Raw genomic sequence first — 21,810 nt, forward strand, 5'->3', positions numbered from 1 at the left:
GGCGCCGCGGCGCCGGTGATCGGCGCGACCACCTCTCACGACGCCGCCGCCGACGCCGCGCCGGCCACGTCGGTACCGGCCGGGGAGACCGCGGACATCACGTTGTCGGTCAACGGCGCCCAGCACCGGGTTGCCGTCGAGCCGCGGGTCACGCTGCTCGACGCGTTGCGCGAGCGGCTGGGCCTGACCGGCGCCAAGAAGGGCTGTGACCGCGGCGAGTGCGGTGCGTGCACCGTGCTGGTCGACGGCGAACGGGTCAAGTCGTGCCTGACGCTCGCCGTGATGCGCCAGGGCGCCGAGATCACCACGGTGGAGGGGCTGGCCCGCGGCGACCAGCTGCACCCCGTGCAGGAGGCGTTCATCCGGCACGACGCATTCCAGTGCGGTGGCTGCACGCCCGGCCAGATCATGTCCGCGATCGCCTGCGTCCACGAGGGCCACGCCGGTTCCGACGACGAGATCCGCGAGTGGATGAGCGGCAACATCTGCCGATGCGCCGCCTATCAGAACATCGTCGCGGCGGTCCGTCACTCGAATCAGGAGATGCGGCCATGAGGGCCTTCGGATACACCGCGGCGACCAGCGAGGCCGCCGCGATCGCCCTGGCGGCGCAGCCCGGCACGACCTACATCGCCGGCGGCACCGACCTGCTCAACCTCATGCGCGACGGCGCCGAGCAGCACGGTCATCTGGTCGACATCAACCACCTCGGCCTCGCCGGTGTGACCGCCGACAACGGTGGACTGCGGATCGGCGCGCTCGCCCGGATGAGTCAGGTGGCCGCGGATCCCCGGGTGCGCCGAGGCTGTCCGGTGCTGTCCCAGGCACTGCTCGCCTCGGCCTCACCGCAGGTACGGAACATGGCGTCCATCGGCGGGAACCTCTTGCAGCGCACCCGCTGCGGCTACTTCCGTGACCCGGGTTCAGCGTGCAACAAGCGCGATCCCGGCAGCGGCTGCCCCGCGATCGAGGGGCAGAACCGCATCCATGCGATCGTCGGCGGCAGCGGCCACTGCATCGCCACCCATCCGTCCGACCTCGCCGTCGCCCTGGTGGCCCTCGACGCGGTCGTCCAGCTGGCCGGTCCCGGCGGCCCGCGCGCGGTGCCGATCGCCGACTTCCACCTGCTGCCGGGCGACACCCCGGACGTGGAGAACGTGCTGCGCCCGGGCGAGCTGATCGTACGCGTCGACGTGCCGAGCAGCCCGCTGGCCGAGCACTCGCGGTACCTGAAACTGCGCGACCGCGCGACATTCGAGTTCGCGGTCGTCTCGGTGGCCACCGCGCTGCGGGTCCGGCGCCGCCGGGTGGAGGACGTCCGGCTGGCCTTCGGCGGCATCGGGACCAAGCCGTGGCGCTCGCGCGCGGCCGAGGACGCGCTGCGCGGCCGTCCGCTCACCGCGGACAGCATCGCCGACGCCGGCCGCGCGCTGGTGCGCGACGCCGTTCCGCGGCACGACAACGCGTTCAAGGTAGAACTGGTGCAGCGCGCCCTGACCGGCGTACTCAGCGAGCACGGAGGCATCCGATGAGCAAGCTGGTCGGGCGCGATGTCGCCCGCGTCGACGGCCGGGCGAAGGTCACCGGCGCCGCCACCTATGCGGCCGACCATCAGATCACCGGAACCCTGTTCGGGTTCCTGGTGCTGGGCACCATCACCCGTGGCGAGCTGACCGACCTGGACACTGCCGAGGCGAAGGCGATGCCGGGCGTCGTGGCGGTCTATACACACGCGGACATGCCCCGCTTCGACGTCTCCGAGGGGTTCTATCTCAAAGGCTTCGTCCCGATGCAGGACACGACCATCCATCACAACGGCCAGCCGATCGCCATGGTCGTCGCGGCGACCTTCGAACAGGCCCGCGAGGCGGCCGACCGGGTACGCGCCACGTACCGCACCGAGCCGCACGTCCTGTCGGTAACCGCCGCGCGCGACGACGCCTACCTGCCGCCACCGATGTTCGGCGAGCCGAACGAGGTCACCCGCGGGGACGCGGCGGCCGCGCTGGCCTCCGCGCCGGTGCGTCTCGACCGCAGCTACACCGCGCCGACGCATCACCACAATCCGATCGAGCCGCACGCCACCACGGCGGTGTGGGACGGCGACGACCGCCTGACGCTGTTCGAGAGCTCGCAGGCCGTCGTCACGTTCCGGGACACTCTGGCCGGCGCGTTCGGCCTGGCGGCGGGGAACGTCCGCGTGATCGCGCCCTATCTGGGCGGCGGATTCGGCACCAAGGGCGTCGTCTGGCCACACACGCTGATCACCGCGGCCGCCGCGCGGCTGGCCGGCCGTCCGGTCAAGACGGTTCTCACGCGAGCGCAGATGTTCACCGGCACCGGCCACCGCACCGAGTTCCAGCAGCGCATCCGGCTCGGCGCCGGCCGCGACGGACGGCTGACCGCGATCGTGCACGACACCATCGCCCAGCTCACCGCGACCGACGAGAACATGTTCAATTCCAGCATCGCCACCCACACGCTGTACGCCTGCCCGAACGTGCACGTGCGCCAGCTCGGCGTCCGGCTGGACATGCCGACCGGCGCGTGGATGCGCTCGCCCGACATGTCGGCGCAGTTCGCCCTGGAGACCTCTCTCGACGAGCTGAGCTACCAGATCGGTGTCGACCCGCTCGACCTGCGCTTGCGCAACTACGCCCGGACCGACCAGAACACCGGCGACCGGTTCACCGGTAAGCACCTCGACGACTGCTACCGGATGGGCGCCGAGAAGTTCGGCTGGCGGCGGCGCGAGCGGCGGCCGGGCGTCACCCGCGACGGCGACGAGTACGTCGGCTGGGGCATGGCCACCGAGACACACACCTACGGCAACTTCCCGGCCAGCGCCGGTGTCACCCTGGGCGTCGACGGGGCCGCCCGCGTCGCGGTGGCCAGCCAGGACATCGGCACCGGCACCTACACCGTCATCTCGCAGGTGGCCGCCGACGCCATGGACCTGCCGCTGGCGCGGGTCACCACCGTGCTGGGCGACACCATCCTGCCGCCGGCGGGCAGCTCCTCGATCTCGTCCACGATGCCCAGCGTCATCCCGTCGGTCGACAAGGCCGCCCGGGACGTGCGCGCCGCGGTCATCAAGATCACGGTCGCCGACCGGCGGTCGCCGCTGCACGGCGTGCCCGCGGATCGCGTCACCACATCCGACGGCCGGCTCGCCGACTCGGCCGACCCGTCGCGCTCGGACACCTACCGCGATGTGCTGCGCCGTCACGGCAAACCGGTGGAGGTGATCGCCACGGTGGAGAACACGCCGGGTCACACCTACGGGGCCGTCTTCGTCGAGGCGCGGGTGCACCGGCGGTACGGCAACGTGCGCGTCACCCGGGTCGTCGGCGCCTACGACGTCGGCCGGGTCCTCAACCGGCGCACCCTTCGCAGCCAGGTCATCGGCGGCGTCACCTGGGGCATCGGCTACGCGCTGATGGAACACACGCTGGTCGACCAGGCCAGCGGCCGCATCGTCAACCCGAACCTGTCGACCTATCTGGTTCCGGTCAACGCGGACGCGCCGCCGAGGATCGACGCGCTGTTCGTCGACGAGCCCGACCCGGGCAGTGCCGGGCTGGGCGCCAAGGGTTTCGGCGAGACACCGATCACCGGTGTGGCCGTGGCCATCGGCAACGCCATCTTCCACGCCACCGGGCGGCGTCTGCGCGACGTCCCGTTCACCCAGGACAAGCTGTTGTGAGCGACGACATCGGGGCGCGGCGGCACGATCATCTCCCGCGCCTCAACCCAGATAGCAGGCCTTGACCACCCCGGGGATCGGGTCGCCGCCGAACTCGGCGGAGGTGCAGTTCACCGGGCCGGTCTGCCAGCGGGTATAGAAGGCGCCGCGTGCTCCGTAGAGGACGGCTCGGGCTGTCCCGGGTGCGCAGACACCGTTCTCCACCGCGCAGGTGGTCCAGCCCGGCGGGCCGCCCGCAGGGGGCAGATAGCAGCTCTTGAGGACGTTCGGCAGGGGGTCCCGGCCGAAGGCGTCGTTGGCGCAGGCCACCTGTCCGTTGCCGACGAGCCGGTAGGCGTAGGCGCCGGCTGCTCCGTAGGCGATCAGCGTGGGACCGGCGACCGTGCAGCTGCCGCCCTCGCCGGAGCAACTCTGATATCCGGCCGGGCCGCCCGCCGGCGCGACGAAACAGGACTTGAGGACACCGACAGCCGGGTCGCCGCCGAAGGCGACGATGCCACAGTCGATCCCGCCGGTGGCGACCCGGAAGCGGTAGGACCCGGCGGCCGGGCCGACGCCGTAGGCGGCGATTCTGGTGCCCGTGAAGGTGCACCGCTCGGCCTCGCCGGCGCAGCGGCTGAAGCCGGGCGGAACTCCTTCGGCGGTGAAGGCCGGTGTGGCGGAGACGTCGGTGGTGAACTTCAGGTCCCGGCCCGGTTCGCTGGTGAACGACGCGCCGTTGTCGGTGGAGTAGGACTCGGCCCCGGGCGCATAGGGGCCGGAGTCGTTGTACTCCCAGCCGTAGCAGCCGGTGGTGGTGGCGGAGCGCAGCCGCAGCAGGTAGGCGTGCCCGGCGCTGACGGCGACACCGGGATGTGCGGTCAGTGCCGCGGGGGACCACGGCACGCTCGCCGCGGGGAAGTCGGTCCGGCTCAGCAGCTTGCCGTCCTGGGCGTCGAGGACCTCGAGGGTGGCGGGCGCGTTCGGGCCGCCGCTCTGGAAGGTGGTGATCGACGCGACGCTGAGCGTGCCGGTGCGCGACGCGACGAAGCTCTGCTGGCGGACGATCCGGTCGGCGACGTCGCAGTAGTGCCGGAAACCCGCGAAGCCACTGCGTTGGTCGAGATCGGGAGACGCGGCGTAGGCCCCTGCGGCACCGGGCAGCGACAAGGAGAACGACGGCGTGCAGACGATGTCCCGGAGCGCTCCCGTGCTGTCGAAACTCATCGGGCCGACGAAGAAGTTGGCCAGGGATTCGTTGGGTGCGCGGTTGTTCCATCGGTCGGAGACGAAGTAGTAGCCCGTGGTCCCGTCGGCGGCGGTGACCGGGAGGGTTGCCAGGGGCTGCCCTCCGCAGTTGTCGGCATTGACGATCCGGGCACGCCACCGGGGTTCCGCCCGCCCGCTCTGGTGCACCCCGGCGGGGTCGTACCAGGCGCCCGACCATGGGCCCAGCATCGAGGTGGCGGTCATCTCGCCGGTGGAGCCGGAGCAGTATGCGCAGGACGGGTCGGACATCAGCGCGTGGTAGACGCCGTTTCGCTTGAACACGGCGAACGCCTCGACGTCGCCGAGTCCGAGACGCACGTACTGGCCGGTCGTGCGCAGGTAGTCCGGGGTGAGCCGTTCCACCACCATGTCGGCGGTCAGCCCGGCGGCCACCTGGGTGGTGTTGTGGATGACGTACCCGGTGCCGTCGGCGTCGACGAACAACGACTCGTCCACTGCTCCGCCGACCGCCAGCACCGGGTCCGGCGCGGCGGTGAAGATGCCCGTCGGCGCGGTGTTCGTGGCGACCATGTACCGGCCGCCGGCATCGGCCCACAGGACGTACCGGCCGGTCACGGCGTTGTGGACGACATGCGGGCGGAAGCAGTAGCCGCAGGCGCCGGGTGCGACGATGTAGCCGCGATCGGTCCAGTGCACGAGGTCGGGCGAGCTGTACGCCTTGAAGCCGCAGAACTGGCTGTTCTGCTGGTAGCGGTATCCGCACGCGTAGCTCGTGCCGTACTGGTAGAAGGTGTCGCCGACCTGTAGCAACGACCCGTCGTGGGCATCGAGGGCAGTGCCGTCGACATCGAAGCGACTCACCTGGCCGCCGTCCGGCCGGGTGTTCTCGATCGTTACGCCGGCCATGGCCGTGGCCGTGCTCGCCGCGGGCACGACAGTCAGGCAGGCGGAGGCGGCCACCAGAATGACCGAAAGCGTGAAACGTTTCACAGTGATGAAGCTAACATCGATCACCAGAGATCGCCATCCTTCGATGAAACCGGTCGCGCCCATGCACGTCAGGCGCGCATCAGGCCGGTCTGATAGGCGATGACGACGAGCTGAGCGCGGTCGCGGGCGCCGAGCTTGGACATCGTGCGAGCGAGGTGCGACTTGACGGTCAGCGGCGACAGGAAGAGCCGCTCGGCGATCTGCTCGTTCGACAGGCCCTGCGACACCAGGGCCAGAACCTCCCGCTCGCGGTTGGTCAGCCCGCCCAGCTCGGACGCCGCGGGCAGCGCGATCGCCGCCGGCTGGTCCAGGAAGTGCCTGATCAGGCCCTTGGTCGCGGCCGGTGAGAGCAACGCGTCACCGCCGGCCACGACCCGGATCGCGGTGACCAGTTCGGCGGGCTCGACGTGCTTGCCGAGGAAGCCGCTGGCGCCCGCGCGCAGCGCCAGCAGCACGTTGTCGTCGTCCTCGAAGGTGGTCAGGACCAGCACGTGGACGTCGGCCAGGGCCGCGTCCTGGGCGATCCGGCGGGTCGCTTCCAGGCCGTCCATCTCGGGCATGCGCAGATCCATGAGTACGACGTCCGCCCGCTCCGCCCGGGCCAGGTCGATCGCCTCACGCCCGGTGCCGGCCTCGCCGACCACCTCGATGTCGGGTTCGGGGTCGACGAACATCCGGAACCCGGCCCGGATCAGGGCCTGGTCGTCGGCGAGCACCAGCCGGATCATCCGGGCGGCGCCGAGAGCTCGGCATGCACGGCGAAGCCCCCGTCGCGGGACGGGCCGGCGCGGAAGACCCCACCGTTGGCGGCGACGCGTTCGCTCATCCCGAGGATGCCGAAGCCGGAACCGCCGGCCGCGCCCTGCCCGCCGATCGTGTTGGCGATGTCCACCGTGACGCCGCCGCCGTGGTAGGCGACGGTCAGCCGGGCCGCCCCGTCGCCGTGCTTCCGCGCGTTGGTCAGTCCCTCCTGGATGATCCGGTACGCCGCCAGGTCGGCCAGCACCGGCAGCTCGCGCGGCGTACCCGTCTGGTGATGATCGACCCGCAGCCCGGTCGCGCCGAAGTCGTCCAGCAACCCGGCCAGCCGGGCCAGTCCCGGCGTCGGCTCGACGACCAGGCTGTCACGCCCGGCCGTCTGCCGCAGCAGCCCGATCACCGATGTCATCTCCCTCAGCACGGTGTCGGACAGCCGGCTGATGTTCTCCAGCGCCGGGGCCACCTGCTCGGGCCGGTGCGTCAAGATGTTCCGCGCGCCGCTGGCCTGCACCTTGATCGCGGCGATGTGGTGGGCGACGACGTCGTGCAGCTCGCGTGCGATGCGTACCCGTTCGTGGGCGACCCGCAGCCGGGCCTCCTCCTCGCGCGACTGCTCGGCCACGCGGGCGCGTTCCTCCACCTCGGCGATGTAGGCACGGCGGCTGCGGGTGGCGTCGCCGATCGCCGCGCCCACCCCTACCCACGCGATGGAGCCGAGAGCGTCGCCGCCCGCATGGGTCCAGGCCAGTTGGCTCGTGAGCAGGACGGCGGCGACGACCCCGGCGAGGACCCAGGCGGCGCGGCGGCCGACGCTGGTCGTGCAGGTGTAGACCAGCAGGGCGATCACGCCGGTGACCACCGGGTCCTCCGAGCGCTGCAGGACGGTCAGGCCGAGCGCCAGCGCGACCGCCCAGGCCAGCGCGAGGATGGGGAAGCGGCGGCGCAGTACCACCGCGGCCAGCGCCAGCAGGAACACCTGGACGTCCCAGGGCCCGACGCGCGGGCGGACCGGATCGTCGACCACGAGCATGCCGATCCCCGCGAGGAGGAGCGCCAGCGCGAGGAGCGCGTCCTCGACAACCGGGTGCCGCTTCAGCCAAGCCAGGGCCATGACGGTGATGGTAGGCAGGCCTCGCCGCATCCGGCATCGTCCGCCGGTAGTAGCCCGCGCGTACCGCATTGGTCTGTCGGTAGTAGATGGTCTTGCCTTCTCCTGGCGGATTGCCGACCAATCGGCGGCCGGGCGAGGGTCATAGCCCATGAGACCATTGCTGACCGGCGCCGCCCTCGTGGCCATGACCCTGCCCCTGATCACGGCCTGTGCCGCCGACGAGCCCGCCGCCCCGGCCCACGTCCACAGCTCGTCCGCGCCGGCGCCGGCGTTGCCTTTGCGCACCGGTGAACGCTTCCAGGAGATCGAGTACGCGAAGCCGGTCACCCCGGCGCCACCGGCCGGCGGGCTCGACGAGTACCGCTGCGTGATCCTCGACCCCCAGATCACCAAGCCGGTGTTCCTGACCGGCGTCCAGTTCACCCCGCAGAACGTCCCGATCGCCCACCACGCCATCACCAACGTGATCGCGCCCGAGCACGCGGCCGAGGTCCGGGCGATCGACGCCAAGACGCCGGAGGAGGGCTGGACCTGTTTCAGCTCGTTCGGGGTCGGCGACGCGACCTGGGTGGACACCTGGACGCCCGGCGTGCAGGAGACCCCGCTCGACGGTGACCTCGGCTTTCCGCTGAAGGCGGGCAGCCTGATCGTGATGGAGACGCACTACAGTCTGCTCGGCACCGGCGGCAAGCCGGCCGGCAGCGACCAGTCCACCGTGCGGCTGCGTCTCACCGACGGCACGCCGCGGACCACGATCCTCGACACCTCGCCCTTGTTGGTGCCCATCGAGCTGCCCTGTGCGCCGGACGAGTCAGGTCCGCTGTGCGACCGGAGCGCCGCGGCCGCCGACGTCACGAAACGCTTCGGCGCGGTGTCCGGCGCGATGGAGGACAACCTGCTCAAGATGTGCGGCTACGCCAAGCCCAAGCCCGGCAACACACAGACCTGCGACACCCCGATCCCGGGACCGATGACCGTGTACGCCGCCCGCGGGCACATGCACCTGCTCGGCAAGTCGGTCAAGGTCGAACTCAACCCGGGCCAGCCCGACGCCAGGGTGCTGCTCGACGTCCCGGCCTTCGACTTCGACAACCAGGCGCTGCAGGTGCTCCCCGAGCCGGTCAAGGTCAAGGCCGGCGACACCGTTCGGACCACGTGTACGCACGACGCCGGCCTCCGCAAGCAGTTGCCGCAGCTGAAGACCCTGCCGCCCCGATACGTGATCTGGGGTGAGGGAACCGCCGACGAGATGTGCCTCGGCATCCTGACCACGTCGACCGGATCATGAGCCGGTCGCCGGGCCGGGTCCTGCTGCCGCTGCGGATGTTCCTCGGCTTCACCTTCGCGTACGCCGGCATCTCGAAGCTCCTCGACCCGGCCTACTTGGACCCGTCCTCGCCGGCCGGTGTCCGGCAGCAGATGCTGGCCGTGGCCGACACCTCGCCGATCGGTTTCCTGGTGACCCTGAGCGCCGAGCACGCGACGCTCACCGGGCTGGCCATCGCCCTCGGCGAGGCGCTGGTCGGGGTGGCCGTGCTGGCCGGGCTGTTCACCCGGGCGGCGGCCACCGGCGGGCTGGTGCTGGCACTCAGCTTCTTCCTGACCGTCAGCTGGACCGCCGAGCCGTACTACCTGGGCGCCGACATCTTCGTGGCGTTCGCCTGGACGCCGCTGACGATCGCCGGGGACGGCGGCGTGCTGTCCCTCCAGGAGTTCCTGCGCCGGCGCTTCCGCTCGCCGGACACCGACACCGGCCGGCGGGTGCTGATCCTCGGCGGCTCCGCGGCGACCGTGCTCGCGGCCACCGGCACCGCCATCGCGCTGGCCGGCCGCGGCCAGAAAGCAGGGACCGCGATCGTTCCGGCCGTGGGCCTCGCGATCGGCGCGGCGCTGAAGTTCACCGCGCCCGGCGGAACCCCCGCCTACCTGCTGCACCCGGCGGAGGACACCTTCCTCGCGTTCAGCGCCGCCTGCAGTCACCAAGGCTGCCCGGTCGAGCACACCGGCGACGGCTTCCGCTGCCCGTGCCACGGCGGCACCTACGACCAGGAGGGCCGGGTCACCGGGGGCCCGCCTCCGGCGCCGCTGGCCCGGATCCCGGTCCAGGTCATCGACGGCCTGGTCACCACCGCTCAGTCCGGGTGACCCCGCGGGCTTCGAATGCCTTCGCCCTGCTGCGGCGCCCTCGGTTGGCTGCTGTGTCGGTAGAACGTGCTCAACTGTGGCGTGCGGCGGCACCGTTCGCGAGGTGCCACATTTCATCGTTGCCGCATTCCGCGGTGATCTCGGCCGTCGCCTGAGCCGCGGCGAGGAAGTCGTTGACCACCGGTGAGGTGCGCGAGGCCGGCACCGCGAGGCACACCTGGTCAGCCGCCAGATCAGTGACGGGCACATACCTGACTTCCGGATGTGAGTAGAACACGGCTGTCGAGCGGGCCAGGAAGGAGATGCCGCGGCCGGCCGCGACATGTTCGAGCGTCTCGTCCACCCCGCGGACCAGGTATCCGGCGTTGGGATGCGGGCGCTTGGTGGGTTGGGTGCTGATGTCGGGATGCCAGAGCAGCGGTTCACCGGTCAGGTCGGCCTCGGTGATCTGTTCCTTGCCGGCAAATCGGTGACCGGCCGGCAGCACCGCCACCCGCGGCTCGGCGTACAGCGGGGTGACGGTCAGGCCGGTCTCGTCGATGGGCAGCCGCACGTAGGCGACGTCGATGCGGCCGTCGAGCAGCATCACGGCCTGCTCGTCGGATTCGATCCGCTGCACGTCGACGATGACGTTCGGTTGCCGGATGGCGAAATCCCGTACCGCCGCGGACACCGCGATGCCGGCCCGGAAGCCGACCATGAGCCGCCGGTTGCCGCGCGCGGCCGCGGTCACCCGGCCGCGGACCGCGTGTGCGGAGGCCAGCATCGGCCCGGCGTCGGTCAGCAACTGCCTTCCGGCATCGGTGAGTGCCACGCCATGGCTGTCCCTGATCAGCAGCTCGGTGCCAAGATCGTGTTCCAACGCGCGGATCTGCCGGCTCAGCACCGGCTGTGCGATGTGCAGGTCATCGGCGGCGCGGCCGAAATGCAGCCGGTCGGCGACGGCGACGAAGTAGCGCAACTTGCGCAGGTCCAGATCCATGGAGCCCCCTGGTACGGCGATGCCTCGAGGGTATCGCAATCGCTGAAACAGGTCTTGGACAACCTGTTGAGGCCGATACATGCTTCATGGGTACCTGATGGGCCGGAGCGAATTCGCGACAGAACTCGACATCGGGACTCGACGCATTCGATGGCATCGCCGACGCAACCGTTTACCACAACGGGCGGGGCGTGGCGTTCTCATTCAGATTCGATTCCAGAAAGCAGGCACTCCATGAGCAGCATCAGCATTATCGGCCTGGGCGGTATGGGCCGCGCCATCGCCGCCCGCGCGGTCGAGGGTGGCAATGCCGTCGAGGTCATCGGTCGCGACGCGGCCAAGGCCGAAGATCTGGCCGCCGCGCTCGGCGGCGGCGCCACGGCCGGGACATTCGGCGCCGCCCCCACCGGCGACATCGTCATCCTGGCCGTGCCGAACCCCAGCGCCGTGCCGGTCGTCGCCCAGTACGGGGACGCGCTGGCCGGCAAGGTCATCATCGACATCACCAACCCCATGAAAGCTGACGCCAGCGGGCTGACCACCTCGGACGGCACGTCCGCCGCTCAGGAGATCGCCAAGGCGGCCCCGGCCACCGCGCACGTCGTCAAGGCGTTCAACACCGTCTTCGGCCACATCCTGGCCCAGGGCGGCTCGCTGGACGTGCTCATCGCCGGCGACGACGCGCGGGCCAAGGCCGGCGTATCGGCATTCATCGAAAGCCTCGCGTTGCGCCCGCTGGATGCCGGCGGATTGGAAATGGCGCATTGGCTGGAAGGGACAGGTCTGCTGATGGTGAACCTGGCCAGTCACGGCGTAGGGGACTTCAATTTCGCCCTCGGCGTCAACAATTTCCGCTGAGCACACCCGCACCACCACGTCCCACGCCACCTCAATGGTAAGGAACAGCAGAATGCGCGTTTTCGTCACCGGTGGGACCGGCCATTCCGGTTCGTACATCGTGCCCGAGCTCATCGCCGCCGGGCACGAGGTGACCGGCCTGGCCCGGTCGGACACGGCTGCGGCGGCGCTGTCCGCGCTCGGCGCGAAGGTGCGTCGCGGCGACCTCAAGGATCTCGACGGGCTCAAGGAAGCGGCCGCGGACTCCGACGGCGTGGTCCACGTCGCGCACCGTCAAGACCTGCTTTTCTCCGGCGGAGTCCACGCCGTGGCCACGGCGGAGGTCCCGATCATGCTCGCCTATGGCGAGGCGCTCGCGGGAACCGGAAAGCCGTTGGTCGTGGCGGGGAGCATCGGCTCGCCGGGGCAGGGGCTCCTGGGCCGGACGGCCACCGAGGAGGACCCTGCCCTTCCCAGTGACGATGAGCACAAGGGCACCCTGCGGGCTCGTAACGTCGTGGAAACCACCGTGATCGGCCTCGCCGAGCGGGGAGTGCGTTCTTCGGTCGTGCGGATCGCCAACATCGCGCACGACCCGACCGATCGTGCCGGCTTCCTGCCCATCCTGATCGCGCTCGCGAAGGAAAAGGGCTTCATCGGCTACCCCGGAGACGGCGCGAACCTGTGGAACGCCGTGCATCCTCGCGATCTCGCCTCCCTGTTCCGCCTGGCGCTGGAGAAGGGGCCGGCCGGCCGATACTGGCACGCGGTCGACGACGAGGGCATCCCGTTCCGCGAGATCGCCGAGGCCATCGGCAGCCGTCTGGGCCTGCCCGCCGTGAGCGTTCCCCTGGACGAACTGGTGCTGCCGGGATACTTCGGCTTCCTTGCGAACGTCGTCACGCAGAGCTACCCGGCGTCCAACCTCATCACCCGCCAGACCCTCGGCTGGGAGCCCGTTCAGCCCCGCCTGCTCGCCGATCTGGACAACGGACACTACTTCCCCGCCGGCTGACGGCGAGGACGCCATCCGCGCGGCTCTGGCCGGCGCAACGCGGTAACGGACGCCCGTTGACGGTCCGGACGCACATCCACCGGGCGATGATGAAGGTGCGGGCCCGCGACCGCGCCCAGCTGGTCGTCGTCGCCTACCAGCAGGGCTGGTCCGGGTGCGATGAGCGGCGGGCCGGCTACCGCTCCGCGGGCTCCCGGGCCGGCTCGCCGCACCAGTGCAGGAGCGCGGATCGCAGGCCGGTGGTGTCGGCGGGGGAGCCTGACCACGCCGCGTACGCGTCCGGGCGTACCAGAGTGATCCGGTCGCCGGCCGGGGTCGCCCCGGTGAGGGTGACCCGCTCGGACCAGGCGCCGATGTCCAGATCCGGCGTGCCGAGCAGCGCGAACCGGCCGTCGCGCAACGCTTCGTAGAGGCGGCGGCCGTCGGGCAGCGGACCGTCCGGCACCCGGTCCGCGCCGTCGCCGTAGCCGACGCCGACCCCGGAGATCATGATGGCGCTCCTGCGGCGGATCGCCGGCACGCTCAGCGGGATCCGGATCGCCGCCATGCGCAGCGCACGCTGCAAGGACGAACGGGCGATCCCGGACCGGATCAGGGCGCCCGAGGTCTTCACCGCCGTCCGGCCGATCGGGTACCGCTCCGACTCGTAGCTGTCCAGCAGCCGGTCGTGCCCGCGGACCGCGGCGGCCAGCTTCCAGCCGAGGTTGGCGGCGTCCTGGATGCCGGTGTTCATGCCCTGCCCACCGGCGGGGGAGTGGCAGTGCGCGGCGTCGCCGGCCAGGAAGACCCGCCCGACCCGGTAGCTCGGCGCCTGGCGCTCGTCGGAGTGGAAGCGCGACATCCAGCGCGGGTCGTGCATCCCGAAGTCGGTGCCGCACGCCGTGCGGACCGTCGCGCGGATCTCGTCGAGCTCGACCGGCTCGGAGACCGGCCGCTCGTCGCTGTTCCAGCTGAAGATCCGGTACCAGCCGTCGCCGAACGGCGCGATGAAGGCCATGGCGCCGACGGCGGAGCTGACGGTGAGCGTCTCCGCGGGCACCTCGGCCAGCCGCACGTCGGCCAGCATGATCGAGCGCAGCACGGAGCGGCCGGGGAAGGACAACCCGATCGAGCGGCGGACCACGCTGTGCACGCCGTCGCAGCCGACCAGGTAGCGGGCCCGCAGCGTGCGACCGTCGGCGAGGGTGGCGGTGACGCCGCCGGCATCCTGGTCCACCGACTCCACGGCGGCGCCGGAGGTCACCCGGACGCCGCGACCGGCCAGCACGCGCTCGGTCTCGTACTGCGGGGTGACCAGGACGAAGGGGAAGCGGCTGGGCACGCCGGCCAGGCTCACCGTGGCCCGCTTGAAGAGCCGGATGCCGGGGAGTTGCCGGCCCGTCGCGACGAGTTCGTCGGCGACCCCACGCACGTCGAGCTGCTCGAGGGTCCGGGCATGCACCGCGAACGCGCGGGTGGTGTTGGGCTCCGCCGTTCGACGTTCCAGCACCTGGTGGCCGACCCCGGCCCGGGCCAGGTCACCCGCCAGCATCAGGCCGGTCGGACCGGCGCCGACGATCAGGACATCGGTATCCATCGCGATCACCCTCCGCCTGCCAACAACTGTTGGCCCATCCTCCCGGACGCCGGACGGGAGAGTCAACAACTGTTGGCCTACAGTTGTTGGCATGACCGTGGACCGCGATGTGACGCCCCGCCGCTCCGACCGCACCCGGGCGGCGATCCTGGCCGCGGCGCGGGAACGCTTCGCCGCCGACGGGTACGCGAAGGCCACCATCCGCGCCATCGCCGCCCAGGCCGGCATCGATCCGTCCATGGTCATGCGCTACTACGGCTCCAAGGAGAAGCTGCTGGCCGCCGCGGCCGACTTCGGCCTGGAGCTGCCCGACCTGACACAACTCACTCCCGCCGAGCGGACCGGCGCGCTGATCCGGCACCTGCTCGACCTCTGTGAGCGCAACGACACGATGATCGCGCTGCTGCGGGTGGCGGCGACCCAGGAGGCGGCGGCCGAGCGCTCCCGGTTCCTCGTCGCGAACCAGATCGAGCCGCTGATCGCCACGATCGAGCCCGATCCGGAGCTGGCCCGGAAGCGAGCCGGCCTGCTGGCGACGCAGATGCTGGGCCTGGCGCTGACCCGCTACGTGCTGGAACTGCCCCCGGTGGTGGCCATGAGCGCCGATGAGCTGGCGGCGTGGATGTCGCCGGTGCTCCAGCACTACCTCACGGGTCGGCCAGATTGAGACATATTGCATCTGATTCGGTTGAACCCCGGTTAAGGCGCAGGTTGCCGCGTATCAAGGGCGCGTTACGCGATTGGGACGCAAAGTAGTTTCACGTTCCGGACCACCTACCCTGCCGTCGTTTCCGTCAAGGGGGTGTGGCGGATCAATCGAGCGAGCGGAAAGCGCCGAAGTCGCGTCATCGGCGGCCGGGTCGTGGGCGTCGCTGGCTGGCCTGGGTGGCGGCGGCGATCGCCGTGCTGATCGCGGGCGCCGGCGTCACGGTCGCCGTCTACGTGAACTCGGTCGACCTCCCGGCCGATCCCGTCAAGGTGCAGGCGTCGACGCTCTACTACCGTGACGGCAGGACGATCCTGGCCCGGGTCGGCACCCAGAATCACAGTGACGTTCCGTTGTCCGCGGTGCCCGAGCACGTACGGCAGGCGGTCCTGGCCGCCGAGGACCGTGACTTCTACGACCATCCAGGGTTCTCGGTGCGCGGCATCCTGCGCGCCGTGGTGGCGAACATCAGCGGGAAGCGCGAGGGCGCCTCGACCATCACCCAGCAGTACGCCCGCAACGCGTACCTCACCCAGGATGTCTCCCTGGACCGCAAGGCCAAGGAGTTCGCCCTCGCCGTCAAGCTCGAGCGCAAGCTCGGCAAGGACCAGATCCTGGAGCGCTACCTCAACACCATCTACTACGGACGGAACGCCTACGGGATCGCGGCGGCGGCGTACGCCTACTTCGGCGTGACCACGGACCGCCTGACCGCGGCCCAGGGCGCCGTGCTGGCGGCCACCATCAAGGACCCGTTCGGGTACGACCCCGCCAACGATGCCCTGGCGGCACAGGAACGATGGACCTGGATCATCGGCGCCGCCCGGGAGAAGGGCTGGCTGGGTGGCGCGCTGGCGTACCCGGACGTGTCCCGCCCGTCGGCGGCCGACGCGGGGCCGAGCGGCATCGTGATCGACCGGGTGGAGCAGGAGCTGGCCGCCCACGACGTGACCTCGAGGGCGCTGCACACGCAAGGCCTGTCCGTCGTCACCACGCTGGACGCCAAGGCGCAGCAGGCCGGCCTCACCCAGGTCGCCGAACACCTCGCCGGTCAGCCGAAGGATCTGCGGGTGGCGCTGGTCGCGGTCGACCCGCCCAGCGGCGGTGTCCTCGCCTACTACGGCGGCAAGCAGCGGGGCGACTTCGACGACGCCTCCGCCGCCCACCCGGCGGCCTCCACGTTCAAGCCCATCGTGCTGGCCGCCGCGCTGGAGGCCGGGATCAGCACACAGTCGCTGTGGGACGGCAGCTCGCCGCGGCTGTTCCCGGGCCGGCTGGGCGTGCCGCTGCGCAACCACAACGACCAGCAGTGCCCGGCCTGCACGCTGACGGAGTCGATGGTCGACTCGCTGAACACGCCGTTCTACGCGGTCACCGAGAAACTGGGCGCGGACCGGGTCCGCGAGAAGGCCTTCGACCTCGGCATCTCACCCGAGTACGGGAACGCCCGTGCGCTGGTCGACGCCAAGGGCGACCCCAGGCCGGGCCAAACCCGCCCGGACATCGCGATCGGCCGGTACGCGGTCACCCCCGCCGACCTCGCCACCGTGTACGCCACCTTTGCCGGCGCCGGTGTCCGGCACGACCGGCACTTCGTCGATTCGGTCACCGGCGCCGGCCGGCGCCGGCTCTGGAAGGCCGAAGCGCGGCCCCGGCGGGCGCTGGACCGCGCGGCCGCCGCCGACATCACCTCGGTGCTCGCCGCCGTCGTCGACAAACACGCCATGACGCCGGACCGGCCGGCCGCCGGCAAGACCGGCACCCAGCAGTGGGGCAACACCTCGGACAGCCAGGACGCCTGGATGGCCGGCTACACGCCCGAACTGGCCAGCGTGGTGTGGATCGGCAAGGCGAACCCCGGCCCGATCCGTGACAAGCGCGGCAAGGTGATCGACGGCGACACCCTGCCGGCCCAGCTCTGGACGGACTTCACCCGAGAGGCACTGCGCGGCCGCCCGGTGACGCCCCTGCCCGAGCCGGGCAACGTCGGCAAGGCCGGCGCCTTCGATGTCAAACCGCCCGCGCCCGAGAGCGAACCGGGCGGGAAACCCGTCCCGCGCGACCCGGCCACCCGGGACCCGGGGGACCCAGGGGAGGACGCTCGCCGGAAGGACGCGGCGGCAAAGGGCAAAGAGGCGCCTGAGCTGGACACCTCGGAGGAACCGAGCACGCGCCGAAAAGGATAGGCCGGCGTGCCGGCCGGCCTTGCGCCACGCTCAGCGGCGGGCGAGGTCGGCCGGGGTGAAGGTGCCGTCGGCCAGGTGGCGTTCGATCCCTTCGAGGCTGCGGCCGCTCAGCTCGGGCATCTTCCGGTAGAGGAATCCGAACGCGATCAGGTTGAACACCGCGTACATCCAGAAGGTCTGGCCCGTGCCGATGGCCTTCATGGTGCTGAGCAGGGTCAGGGTGATCAACACGTTCGTGCCCCACAAGGACGCCGACTGCACGGCGGCGCCCGCCGCCCGGGTGGCCAGCGGATAGATCTCCGATCCGGTCAGCCACCCCATGAGCTGGATGCCACCGGCGGTGAAGGCCATGAAGGCGATCAGGGTGGCGATGATCCACGGGATCATCGACTTGCCGTCGTTGCCGGTGACGAAGAACGAGCCGAGCACGATGAGCGCGACCGCGGCGCACGGCAGGGTCAGCAGCGTCAGCCGGCGACGGCCGACCCGGTCGATGATGGTCAGGCCGACGAGCTGCGCGATCAGGTAGGTCAACCCGAGCGCGACGGAGACCCGGAGGGCCGTCGACTCGCTGAAGCCGTTGTCGGTGAGGATGGTCGGCGTGTAGTAGACGATCATCTCGATGCCGGACAACTGGGTGAAGATCGCCAGCCCGCAGCCGACCACCAGCGCCGGGCGTACCCATGCCGCCCTGAGACCGGCCCAGCCGCGAGTCTTCGCCTGCTTCTCGGCCTTGACGTTGTCCTCGATCTCGCCGAACTCCTCGTCGAGATCGCTCTCCGGGTAGCGAACCCGGGCCAGTGCCTCCCGCGCACGGTCGGCGTGACCCTCGCGCAGCAGCCAGCGAGGGCTCTCCGGCAGCCGGAACATCAACCCGAACATGATCGCGGCCGGCGCGGCGGCCATGCCGATCGCGACCCGCCAGTCGATCACCTCGGCCGCCCCGACGATGGTGGCGATGACGATGCCGACGCCGATCGCGATCTGGAAGAACAGCACCAGACGCCCGCGGTAGGCGGTCGGGGCCAGCTCGGCGACGTACACCGGGGCGGTCTGGGTGGCGCCGCCGACGGCGAAGCCCAGGACGAGCCGGCTGATCGACAGCGTGACCGGGTCCGGCGAGAGCGAGGCGGCGAGCGAGCCGATCACGAACACGATGCCGACGAGCAGCAGCGTTCCGCGCCGGCCCCGGCGTTCGGCCAGCCGGCTGCAGGTGAGGGCGCCGATGACGGCGCCCACCAGGATCGACGCCGCGATCACCTGTTCCCAGCCGTGGCCGATGTCGAAGTCCTTGCCGATCTGGAGCAGGGCGCCGGAGATGATGCCGGTGTCGTACCCGTAGAGCAGCCCCGAGACGGCGGAGACCAGAGCGACCACGATCACCGAACCGGTGAGCCGGTCCGTACGCCGAGTTTCTTCCTTGATCCGGCTCATCCGGCCAGTTTCAGCGGGCCCGCCGCACCCCGCAACTCGGGCCGCTCAGCGCGCCCGCCCGACGGTCTTGTCCGGCCGAGGCGCTGCCACCTGATGCCATGCAGCGGTCGCTCAGTCGGCGGAACCGTCCGGCCCGGCGCTGTCCGGGTCCTTCACCGGCCGGCCCGGCGAGCGGGACGAGTCGGGCAGGCGTACGAGATCGGAACGGTGGTCGACGAGGGCCTCGGCGAGGGCCGGCTGGTTTCGTTCGCGGATGGCGCGGGCGATGCGAACGTGGACGAGGATGTTCTCGTCGATGACCTTGGCCGCGCCCGAGCCCGAGAACTCCGCCCGGACGAGCGTCCCGCGGACCAGCGTGACGATCGACTCGTACATGCCGGCCAGGACCGGTACGCGCGCGGCGCGGGCCACCGCGGTGTGGAAGCGCAGGTTGACGTCCAGGTAGCGGCGCGCATCCTCGCGCGCCTCGCGCAGCTCCTCGAGGGCCCACTCCATGTCCCGGCAGTCCTCAGGGGTGGCGCGCTCCGCCGCCACGCCGGCCAGGCTGTCCTCGAGCATCGAGCGCGCCTCGAACAGATCCACCGCGTCCACGAGGAGTCCCCGGAACCAGACGTCGATGGCGCCGAGCCGCAGCTGCGGTGGGGGATGGTCGACGAAGACCCCGCCCTGTACGCCCGGCCGCACCTGGATGACCCCGCGCTCGCGCAGGATTCGAAGGGCCTCGTTGATGGCGTTGGCGCTTACCCCGAAGCGCTCGATCAGCTCGGTCCGCAGCGCGAACCGGGCGCCCGCGGCCAGCCGGCGCTGGAGGATCTCCTCCTCCAGGTCGGCGGCGATGCGTTCGGCGACCGACGGCATCAGCCGCGCCCTGACACCCGGTTCATCGCGACATCATCGCATGGGATTGAGGCCGGTCCGCGGTCGCGGCGAGCCCGGCGTCCCCCGGATCCGTGCCGTCGGCCAGGAAGGCGTCGACCAGCCCGGCGAACCGGTCGGCCTGCTCGATCTGGACCCAGTGCCCGCACCGGGGGAAGACGTGCAGTTCGGCGTGCGGGATGAGGTCGAACAGCCGCATCGAGTTGGCCAGCGGGATCACCTTGTCGTCGCGCCCGTGGATCAGCAGCGTCGGATGCGGCAGGGCGGCGATGCGCTCTGGGTTGACGGCGAGAGCGTCGACCATCGCCTGCCGCGGCGCCGGGAACATCGACCGGTACGCCTCGTGCACGCCGGGACGGGTGGCGGCGGCGAGGCGGAGCTCGGCGAGGTCGTCGGTCAGCCGGCTTGTGTCGAAGGTGAACCAGCGCAGAAGCCGGCGCATGGCGTCCAGTGACGGCTCGAAGCCCCACACCGCCTCCAGACCCGGGGTGATCGGGAACGGCACCCCCACGCTCCCCATCAGCACCAGACGGTCCACCCGTTCCGGCGCCTCGATGGCCAGCCGCAGCGCGAGCGCTCCGCCGAAGCTGTTGCCCACGACCGAGACGCGGGGCAGGTCCAGCGCGTCCAGAAAGCCGAGCAGGTGGTCGAGCCAGCTGTCCGGCCCGTAGACCGCCTCGCGCGGGCGCTCGGTGTAGCCGAAGCCGAGGATGTCCGGGGCGATGACCCGGCGCTGCCGCGCGAGCGGCGGCAGGACCGTACGCCAGTTGGCCCACGCCGAGACGCCCGGCCCGGAACCGTGGATCAGCAGGACCGGGGCGCCGTCGCCGCGGTCGTGGTAGTTGGTGCGCACACCGCCGGCATCGACCGTGCGGCCTTCTTCCGGAACCCCTGCGTTCATCGCCCTATAGTTCCACAACTTTTAGAAACATTACAGGTGCGGCGATGTAGATAACGAGTCCAAGCTGTGGTTACACTCACGAAACCTAAGGAAGTTTCGAAGATCCGGCGGTGTAGCCATGCCTCTCATCACGGTCAGCCCGGACGGACCGGCGGTCGACGTCGCGCCCGGCGAGACCATCGTCGAAGGACTGCGCCGCGTCGGGTGGCGCGCCCGCTACCGCTGCCGGGGTGGCGGATGTGGGATCTGCAAGTGCCCCCTCGTGGCGGGCGCCGTCACGTACCTCGGTCCGGTCGCGGAGTCGGCGCTCAGCGCGGCCGAGCGTTCGGCCGGTCTCTGCCTTCCCTGCCGGGCCGTCCCGCTCGGCGACGTCGTCATCGAGCAACGCGAACGACCGTTGCGATCCATGCTGGCCAGTGCGCCCCGCATGGCCGCCCCCACTGTCGAGGAGAGATAGCCATGTCCGTCGTTCGTCTGGGTTACGTCCACGTACGCGTCACCGACCTCGCCCGCGCCCGCGACCACTACCAGAACACCCTCGGCATGGACGCGGTCCACGAGGAGGACGGCCGCGTGTACCTCAAGTCGTGGGACGAGGACGACCACCACTCGGTCGTGCTCGAGGAGGGCGGCGTCGGCCTGGTCAAGTTCGGTTACAAGGTGACCGGTGAGGATTCGCTGGCCGCCCTGGAGAACCGGATCGCCGGTTTCGGCGCCTCGTTCGAGCGGATGAGCAAGGGCGACAACGCCGGCGTCGGTGACGGGCTTCGGGTCACGCTGCCGAGCGAGCACGTCCTCGAGCTGTACTCGGAGGTCGAGTACCTCGGCACCAAGGTCGGGAAGATCAACCCGGATCCGCGGCCCCGCACCGGCCTGCGCGGCATCGGAGTGCCCCGGATCAACCACGCCCTGATCACCACCGAGGACCCGGCGCTGCTGGAACGGTTCTTCGCCGAGGTGCTCGGCTTCCGCCCGGCCGAGCGGCTGGTGTCCGGCGACGAGCCGGCGGACCTGGTCGGCTCGTGGATGTTCTGCGGCGAGAATCCGCACGACATCGCGTTCGTCAACGGGCCCAACGGAAAGCTGCACCACTTCGCGTACCAGATCGACGACTGGAGCGCGCTGCTGCGGGCCGGGGACGTGATGTCGATGGACGAGGTGCCGATCGACTTCGGCCCGGCCCGGCACGGGATCACCCGGGGCGGCACCATCTACTTCTTCGACCCGTCCGGCAACCGCAACGAGGTCTTCTCCGGCGGCTACCGCACCGGGCCCGACTTCCGCCCGATCACCTGGACGATGGACCAGGCCGCGCGTGGGATCAACTACACCCACCGCGAGATCGATCAGGACTTCCTCCGGGTGGTGACCTGAACC

19 protein-coding genes and 1 pseudogene are annotated in these 21,810 nt (G+C 70.9%); 12 read left to right on the forward strand and 8 right to left on the reverse strand.

Features of this window, described 5'->3' with window-relative positions; translation table 11 throughout:
* Nucleotides 1-96 precede the first annotated feature (96 nt).
* Genes AB0O15_RS29470 through AB0O15_RS29480 form a run of 3 tightly spaced genes read left to right on the forward strand, consistent with a single transcriptional unit; the run spans nt 97 to nt 3,706 of the window.
* Nucleotides 97-555 (forward strand): (2Fe-2S)-binding protein, encoded by a 459-nt coding sequence (locus AB0O15_RS29470; RefSeq protein ID WP_364324916.1) that lies wholly within the window; start codon nt 97-99, stop codon nt 553-555.
* Nucleotides 552-1,532 carry a xanthine dehydrogenase family protein subunit M gene (locus tag AB0O15_RS29475; protein WP_364324713.1) on the forward strand — a complete coding sequence of 327 codons (981 nt, stop codon included), beginning with the start codon at nt 552-554 and terminating at the stop codon, nt 1,530-1,532. The genes AB0O15_RS29470 and AB0O15_RS29475 overlap by 4 nt, the downstream gene beginning before the upstream one ends.
* Entirely contained in the window at nt 1,529-3,706 is a 2,178-nt protein-coding gene (locus tag AB0O15_RS29480) for a xanthine dehydrogenase family protein molybdopterin-binding subunit (RefSeq protein ID WP_364324716.1), read from the forward strand. The genes AB0O15_RS29475 and AB0O15_RS29480 overlap by 4 nt, the downstream gene beginning before the upstream one ends.
* 42 nt (nt 3,707-3,748) lie before the next feature.
* Here AB0O15_RS29480 and AB0O15_RS29485 read toward each other — a convergent pair whose 3' ends face one another.
* The 3 genes from AB0O15_RS29485 to AB0O15_RS29495 form a co-directional block, all read right to left on the reverse strand.
* Nucleotides 3,749-5,905 (reverse strand): family 43 glycosylhydrolase, encoded by a 2,157-nt coding sequence (locus AB0O15_RS29485; protein ID WP_364324719.1) that lies wholly within the window; start codon nt 5,903-5,905, stop codon nt 3,749-3,751.
* 68 nt (nt 5,906-5,973) lie between these two features.
* The gene (locus AB0O15_RS29490) at nt 5,974-6,633 is read right to left on the reverse strand and encodes a response regulator transcription factor (protein ID WP_364324722.1); all 660 of its coding nucleotides are present in this window, start codon (nt 6,631-6,633) and stop codon (nt 5,974-5,976) included.
* Complete coding sequence (locus AB0O15_RS29495) at nt 6,630-7,775, reverse strand: histidine kinase (protein ID WP_364324725.1); 1,146 nt, start codon at nt 7,773-7,775, stop codon at nt 6,630-6,632. Before AB0O15_RS29495 ends, AB0O15_RS29490 begins: the two co-directional genes overlap by 4 nt.
* A 148-nt stretch (nt 7,776-7,923) precedes the next feature.
* Here AB0O15_RS29495 and AB0O15_RS29500 point away from each other — a divergent pair, with 148 nt between their 5' ends.
* A complete protein-coding gene (locus AB0O15_RS29500) occupies nt 7,924-9,063 on the forward strand; it encodes a monooxygenase (RefSeq protein WP_364324728.1) in 1,140 nt (379 codons plus the stop codon).
* A complete protein-coding gene (locus AB0O15_RS29505; RefSeq protein ID WP_364324731.1) occupies nt 9,060-9,920 on the forward strand; it encodes a TQO small subunit DoxD in 861 nt (286 codons plus the stop codon). The genes AB0O15_RS29500 and AB0O15_RS29505 overlap by 4 nt, the downstream gene beginning before the upstream one ends.
* Before the next feature lie 70 nt (nt 9,921-9,990).
* Here AB0O15_RS29505 and AB0O15_RS29510 read toward each other — a convergent pair whose 3' ends face one another.
* Nucleotides 9,991-10,902 carry a LysR substrate-binding domain-containing protein gene (locus AB0O15_RS29510; protein WP_364324734.1) on the reverse strand — a complete coding sequence of 304 codons (912 nt, stop codon included), beginning with the start codon at nt 10,900-10,902 and terminating at the stop codon, nt 9,991-9,993.
* 234 nt (nt 10,903-11,136) lie between these two features.
* Between AB0O15_RS29510 and AB0O15_RS29515 the strand changes: the two genes are divergently transcribed.
* From AB0O15_RS29515 to AB0O15_RS29525, 3 genes and pseudogenes are all read left to right on the forward strand, one after another.
* Entirely contained in the window at nt 11,137-11,760 is a 624-nt protein-coding gene (locus tag AB0O15_RS29515; RefSeq protein ID WP_364324736.1) for an NAD(P)-binding domain-containing protein, read from the forward strand.
* A gap of 52 nt (nt 11,761-11,812) precedes the next feature.
* Nucleotides 11,813-12,754, forward strand: coding sequence for an SDR family oxidoreductase (locus tag AB0O15_RS29520; protein ID WP_364324739.1), 942 nt, complete (start codon nt 11,813-11,815; stop codon nt 12,752-12,754).
* A gap of 53 nt (nt 12,755-12,807) precedes the next feature.
* Nucleotides 12,808-12,900, forward strand: a pseudogene (locus tag AB0O15_RS29525) (DNA-binding response regulator); the annotation flags it as partial.
* A 29-nt stretch (nt 12,901-12,929) separates the two neighbouring features.
* Here the strand turns inward: AB0O15_RS29525 and AB0O15_RS29530 are convergent.
* Nucleotides 12,930-14,330, reverse strand: coding sequence for an FAD-dependent monooxygenase (locus AB0O15_RS29530; RefSeq protein ID WP_364324742.1), 1,401 nt, complete (start codon nt 14,328-14,330; stop codon nt 12,930-12,932).
* Between the two features lie 91 nt (nt 14,331-14,421).
* On the opposite strand from AB0O15_RS29530, the gene AB0O15_RS29535 reads away from it, so the two are divergent.
* Together AB0O15_RS29535 and AB0O15_RS29540 are read left to right on the forward strand one after the other, a co-directional pair.
* Nucleotides 14,422-14,997 (forward strand): TetR family transcriptional regulator, encoded by a 576-nt coding sequence (locus AB0O15_RS29535; RefSeq protein WP_364324745.1) that lies wholly within the window; start codon nt 14,422-14,424, stop codon nt 14,995-14,997.
* Between the two features lie 218 nt (nt 14,998-15,215).
* Entirely contained in the window at nt 15,216-17,222 is a 2,007-nt protein-coding gene (locus AB0O15_RS29540; protein ID WP_364324748.1) for a transglycosylase domain-containing protein, read from the forward strand.
* A gap of 30 nt (nt 17,223-17,252) precedes the next feature.
* On the opposite strand, the gene AB0O15_RS29545 is transcribed toward AB0O15_RS29540, so the two are convergent.
* The 3 genes from AB0O15_RS29545 to AB0O15_RS29555 all read right to left on the reverse strand — a co-directional run bounded on the left by AB0O15_RS29545 (nt 17,253) and on the right by AB0O15_RS29555 (nt 20,433).
* On the reverse strand, nt 17,253-18,656 hold the full coding sequence (locus AB0O15_RS29545; protein ID WP_364324751.1) for a sugar porter family MFS transporter: 1,404 nt from the start codon (nt 18,654-18,656) through the stop codon (nt 17,253-17,255).
* 111 nt (nt 18,657-18,767) lie between these two features.
* Nucleotides 18,768-19,514, reverse strand: a complete 747-nt coding sequence (locus AB0O15_RS29550; protein ID WP_364324754.1) for an FCD domain-containing protein — start codon at nt 19,512-19,514, stop codon at nt 18,768-18,770.
* 22 nt (nt 19,515-19,536) lie between these two features.
* Nucleotides 19,537-20,433: an alpha/beta fold hydrolase gene (locus tag AB0O15_RS29555; RefSeq protein ID WP_364324757.1), complete on the reverse strand. Its 897-nt coding sequence runs from the start codon at nt 20,431-20,433 to the stop codon at nt 19,537-19,539.
* 118 nt (nt 20,434-20,551) lie between these two features.
* On the opposite strand from AB0O15_RS29555, the gene AB0O15_RS29560 reads away from it, so the two are divergent.
* Together AB0O15_RS29560 and AB0O15_RS29565 are read left to right on the forward strand one after the other, a co-directional pair.
* Nucleotides 20,552-20,890 carry a 2Fe-2S iron-sulfur cluster-binding protein gene (locus AB0O15_RS29560; protein WP_364324760.1) on the forward strand — a complete coding sequence of 113 codons (339 nt, stop codon included), beginning with the start codon at nt 20,552-20,554 and terminating at the stop codon, nt 20,888-20,890.
* A gap of 2 nt (nt 20,891-20,892) precedes the next feature.
* On the forward strand, nt 20,893-21,807 hold the full coding sequence (locus AB0O15_RS29565; protein ID WP_364324762.1) for a catechol 2,3-dioxygenase: 915 nt from the start codon (nt 20,893-20,895) through the stop codon (nt 21,805-21,807).
* Nucleotides 21,808-21,810: the final 3 nt, after the last annotated feature.

The organism is Actinoplanes sp. NPDC089786 (genome assembly GCF_040684855.1).
Taxonomy (GTDB): Bacteria; Actinomycetota; Actinomycetes; order Mycobacteriales; family Micromonosporaceae; genus Actinoplanes.

What these genes read in the sequence shown, in the direction of transcription:
- AB0O15_RS29475 (WP_364324713.1), top strand. Translation starts at nt 552, where the DNA reads ATGAGGGCCTTCGGATACACCGCGGCGACCAGCGAGGCCGCCGCGATC.
- AB0O15_RS29480 (WP_364324716.1), top strand. Translation starts at nt 1,529, where the DNA reads ATGAGCAAGCTGGTCGGGCGCGATGTCGCCCGCGTCGACGGCCGGGCG.
- AB0O15_RS29490 (WP_364324722.1), bottom strand. Translation starts at nt 6,633, where the DNA reads ATGATCCGGCTGGTGCTCGCCGACGACCAGGCCCTGATCCGGGCCGGG.
- AB0O15_RS29495 (WP_364324725.1), bottom strand. Translation starts at nt 7,775, where the DNA reads ATGGCCCTGGCTTGGCTGAAGCGGCACCCGGTTGTCGAGGACGCGCTC.
- AB0O15_RS29500 (WP_364324728.1), top strand. Translation starts at nt 7,924, where the DNA reads ATGAGACCATTGCTGACCGGCGCCGCCCTCGTGGCCATGACCCTGCCC.
- AB0O15_RS29505 (WP_364324731.1), top strand. Translation starts at nt 9,060, where the DNA reads ATGAGCCGGTCGCCGGGCCGGGTCCTGCTGCCGCTGCGGATGTTCCTC.
- AB0O15_RS29510 (WP_364324734.1), bottom strand. Translation starts at nt 10,902, where the DNA reads ATGGATCTGGACCTGCGCAAGTTGCGCTACTTCGTCGCCGTCGCCGAC.
- AB0O15_RS29515 (WP_364324736.1), top strand. Translation starts at nt 11,137, where the DNA reads ATGAGCAGCATCAGCATTATCGGCCTGGGCGGTATGGGCCGCGCCATC.
- AB0O15_RS29520 (WP_364324739.1), top strand. Translation starts at nt 11,813, where the DNA reads ATGCGCGTTTTCGTCACCGGTGGGACCGGCCATTCCGGTTCGTACATC.
- AB0O15_RS29530 (WP_364324742.1), bottom strand. Translation starts at nt 14,330, where the DNA reads ATGGATACCGATGTCCTGATCGTCGGCGCCGGTCCGACCGGCCTGATG.
- AB0O15_RS29535 (WP_364324745.1), top strand. Translation starts at nt 14,422, where the DNA reads ATGACCGTGGACCGCGATGTGACGCCCCGCCGCTCCGACCGCACCCGG.
- AB0O15_RS29545 (WP_364324751.1), bottom strand. Translation starts at nt 18,656, where the DNA reads ATGAGCCGGATCAAGGAAGAAACTCGGCGTACGGACCGGCTCACCGGT.
- AB0O15_RS29550 (WP_364324754.1), bottom strand. Translation starts at nt 19,514, where the DNA reads ATGCCGTCGGTCGCCGAACGCATCGCCGCCGACCTGGAGGAGGAGATC.
- AB0O15_RS29555 (WP_364324757.1), bottom strand. Translation starts at nt 20,433, where the DNA reads ATGAACGCAGGGGTTCCGGAAGAAGGCCGCACGGTCGATGCCGGCGGT.
- AB0O15_RS29560 (WP_364324760.1), top strand. Translation starts at nt 20,552, where the DNA reads ATGCCTCTCATCACGGTCAGCCCGGACGGACCGGCGGTCGACGTCGCG.
- AB0O15_RS29565 (WP_364324762.1), top strand. Translation starts at nt 20,893, where the DNA reads ATGTCCGTCGTTCGTCTGGGTTACGTCCACGTACGCGTCACCGACCTC.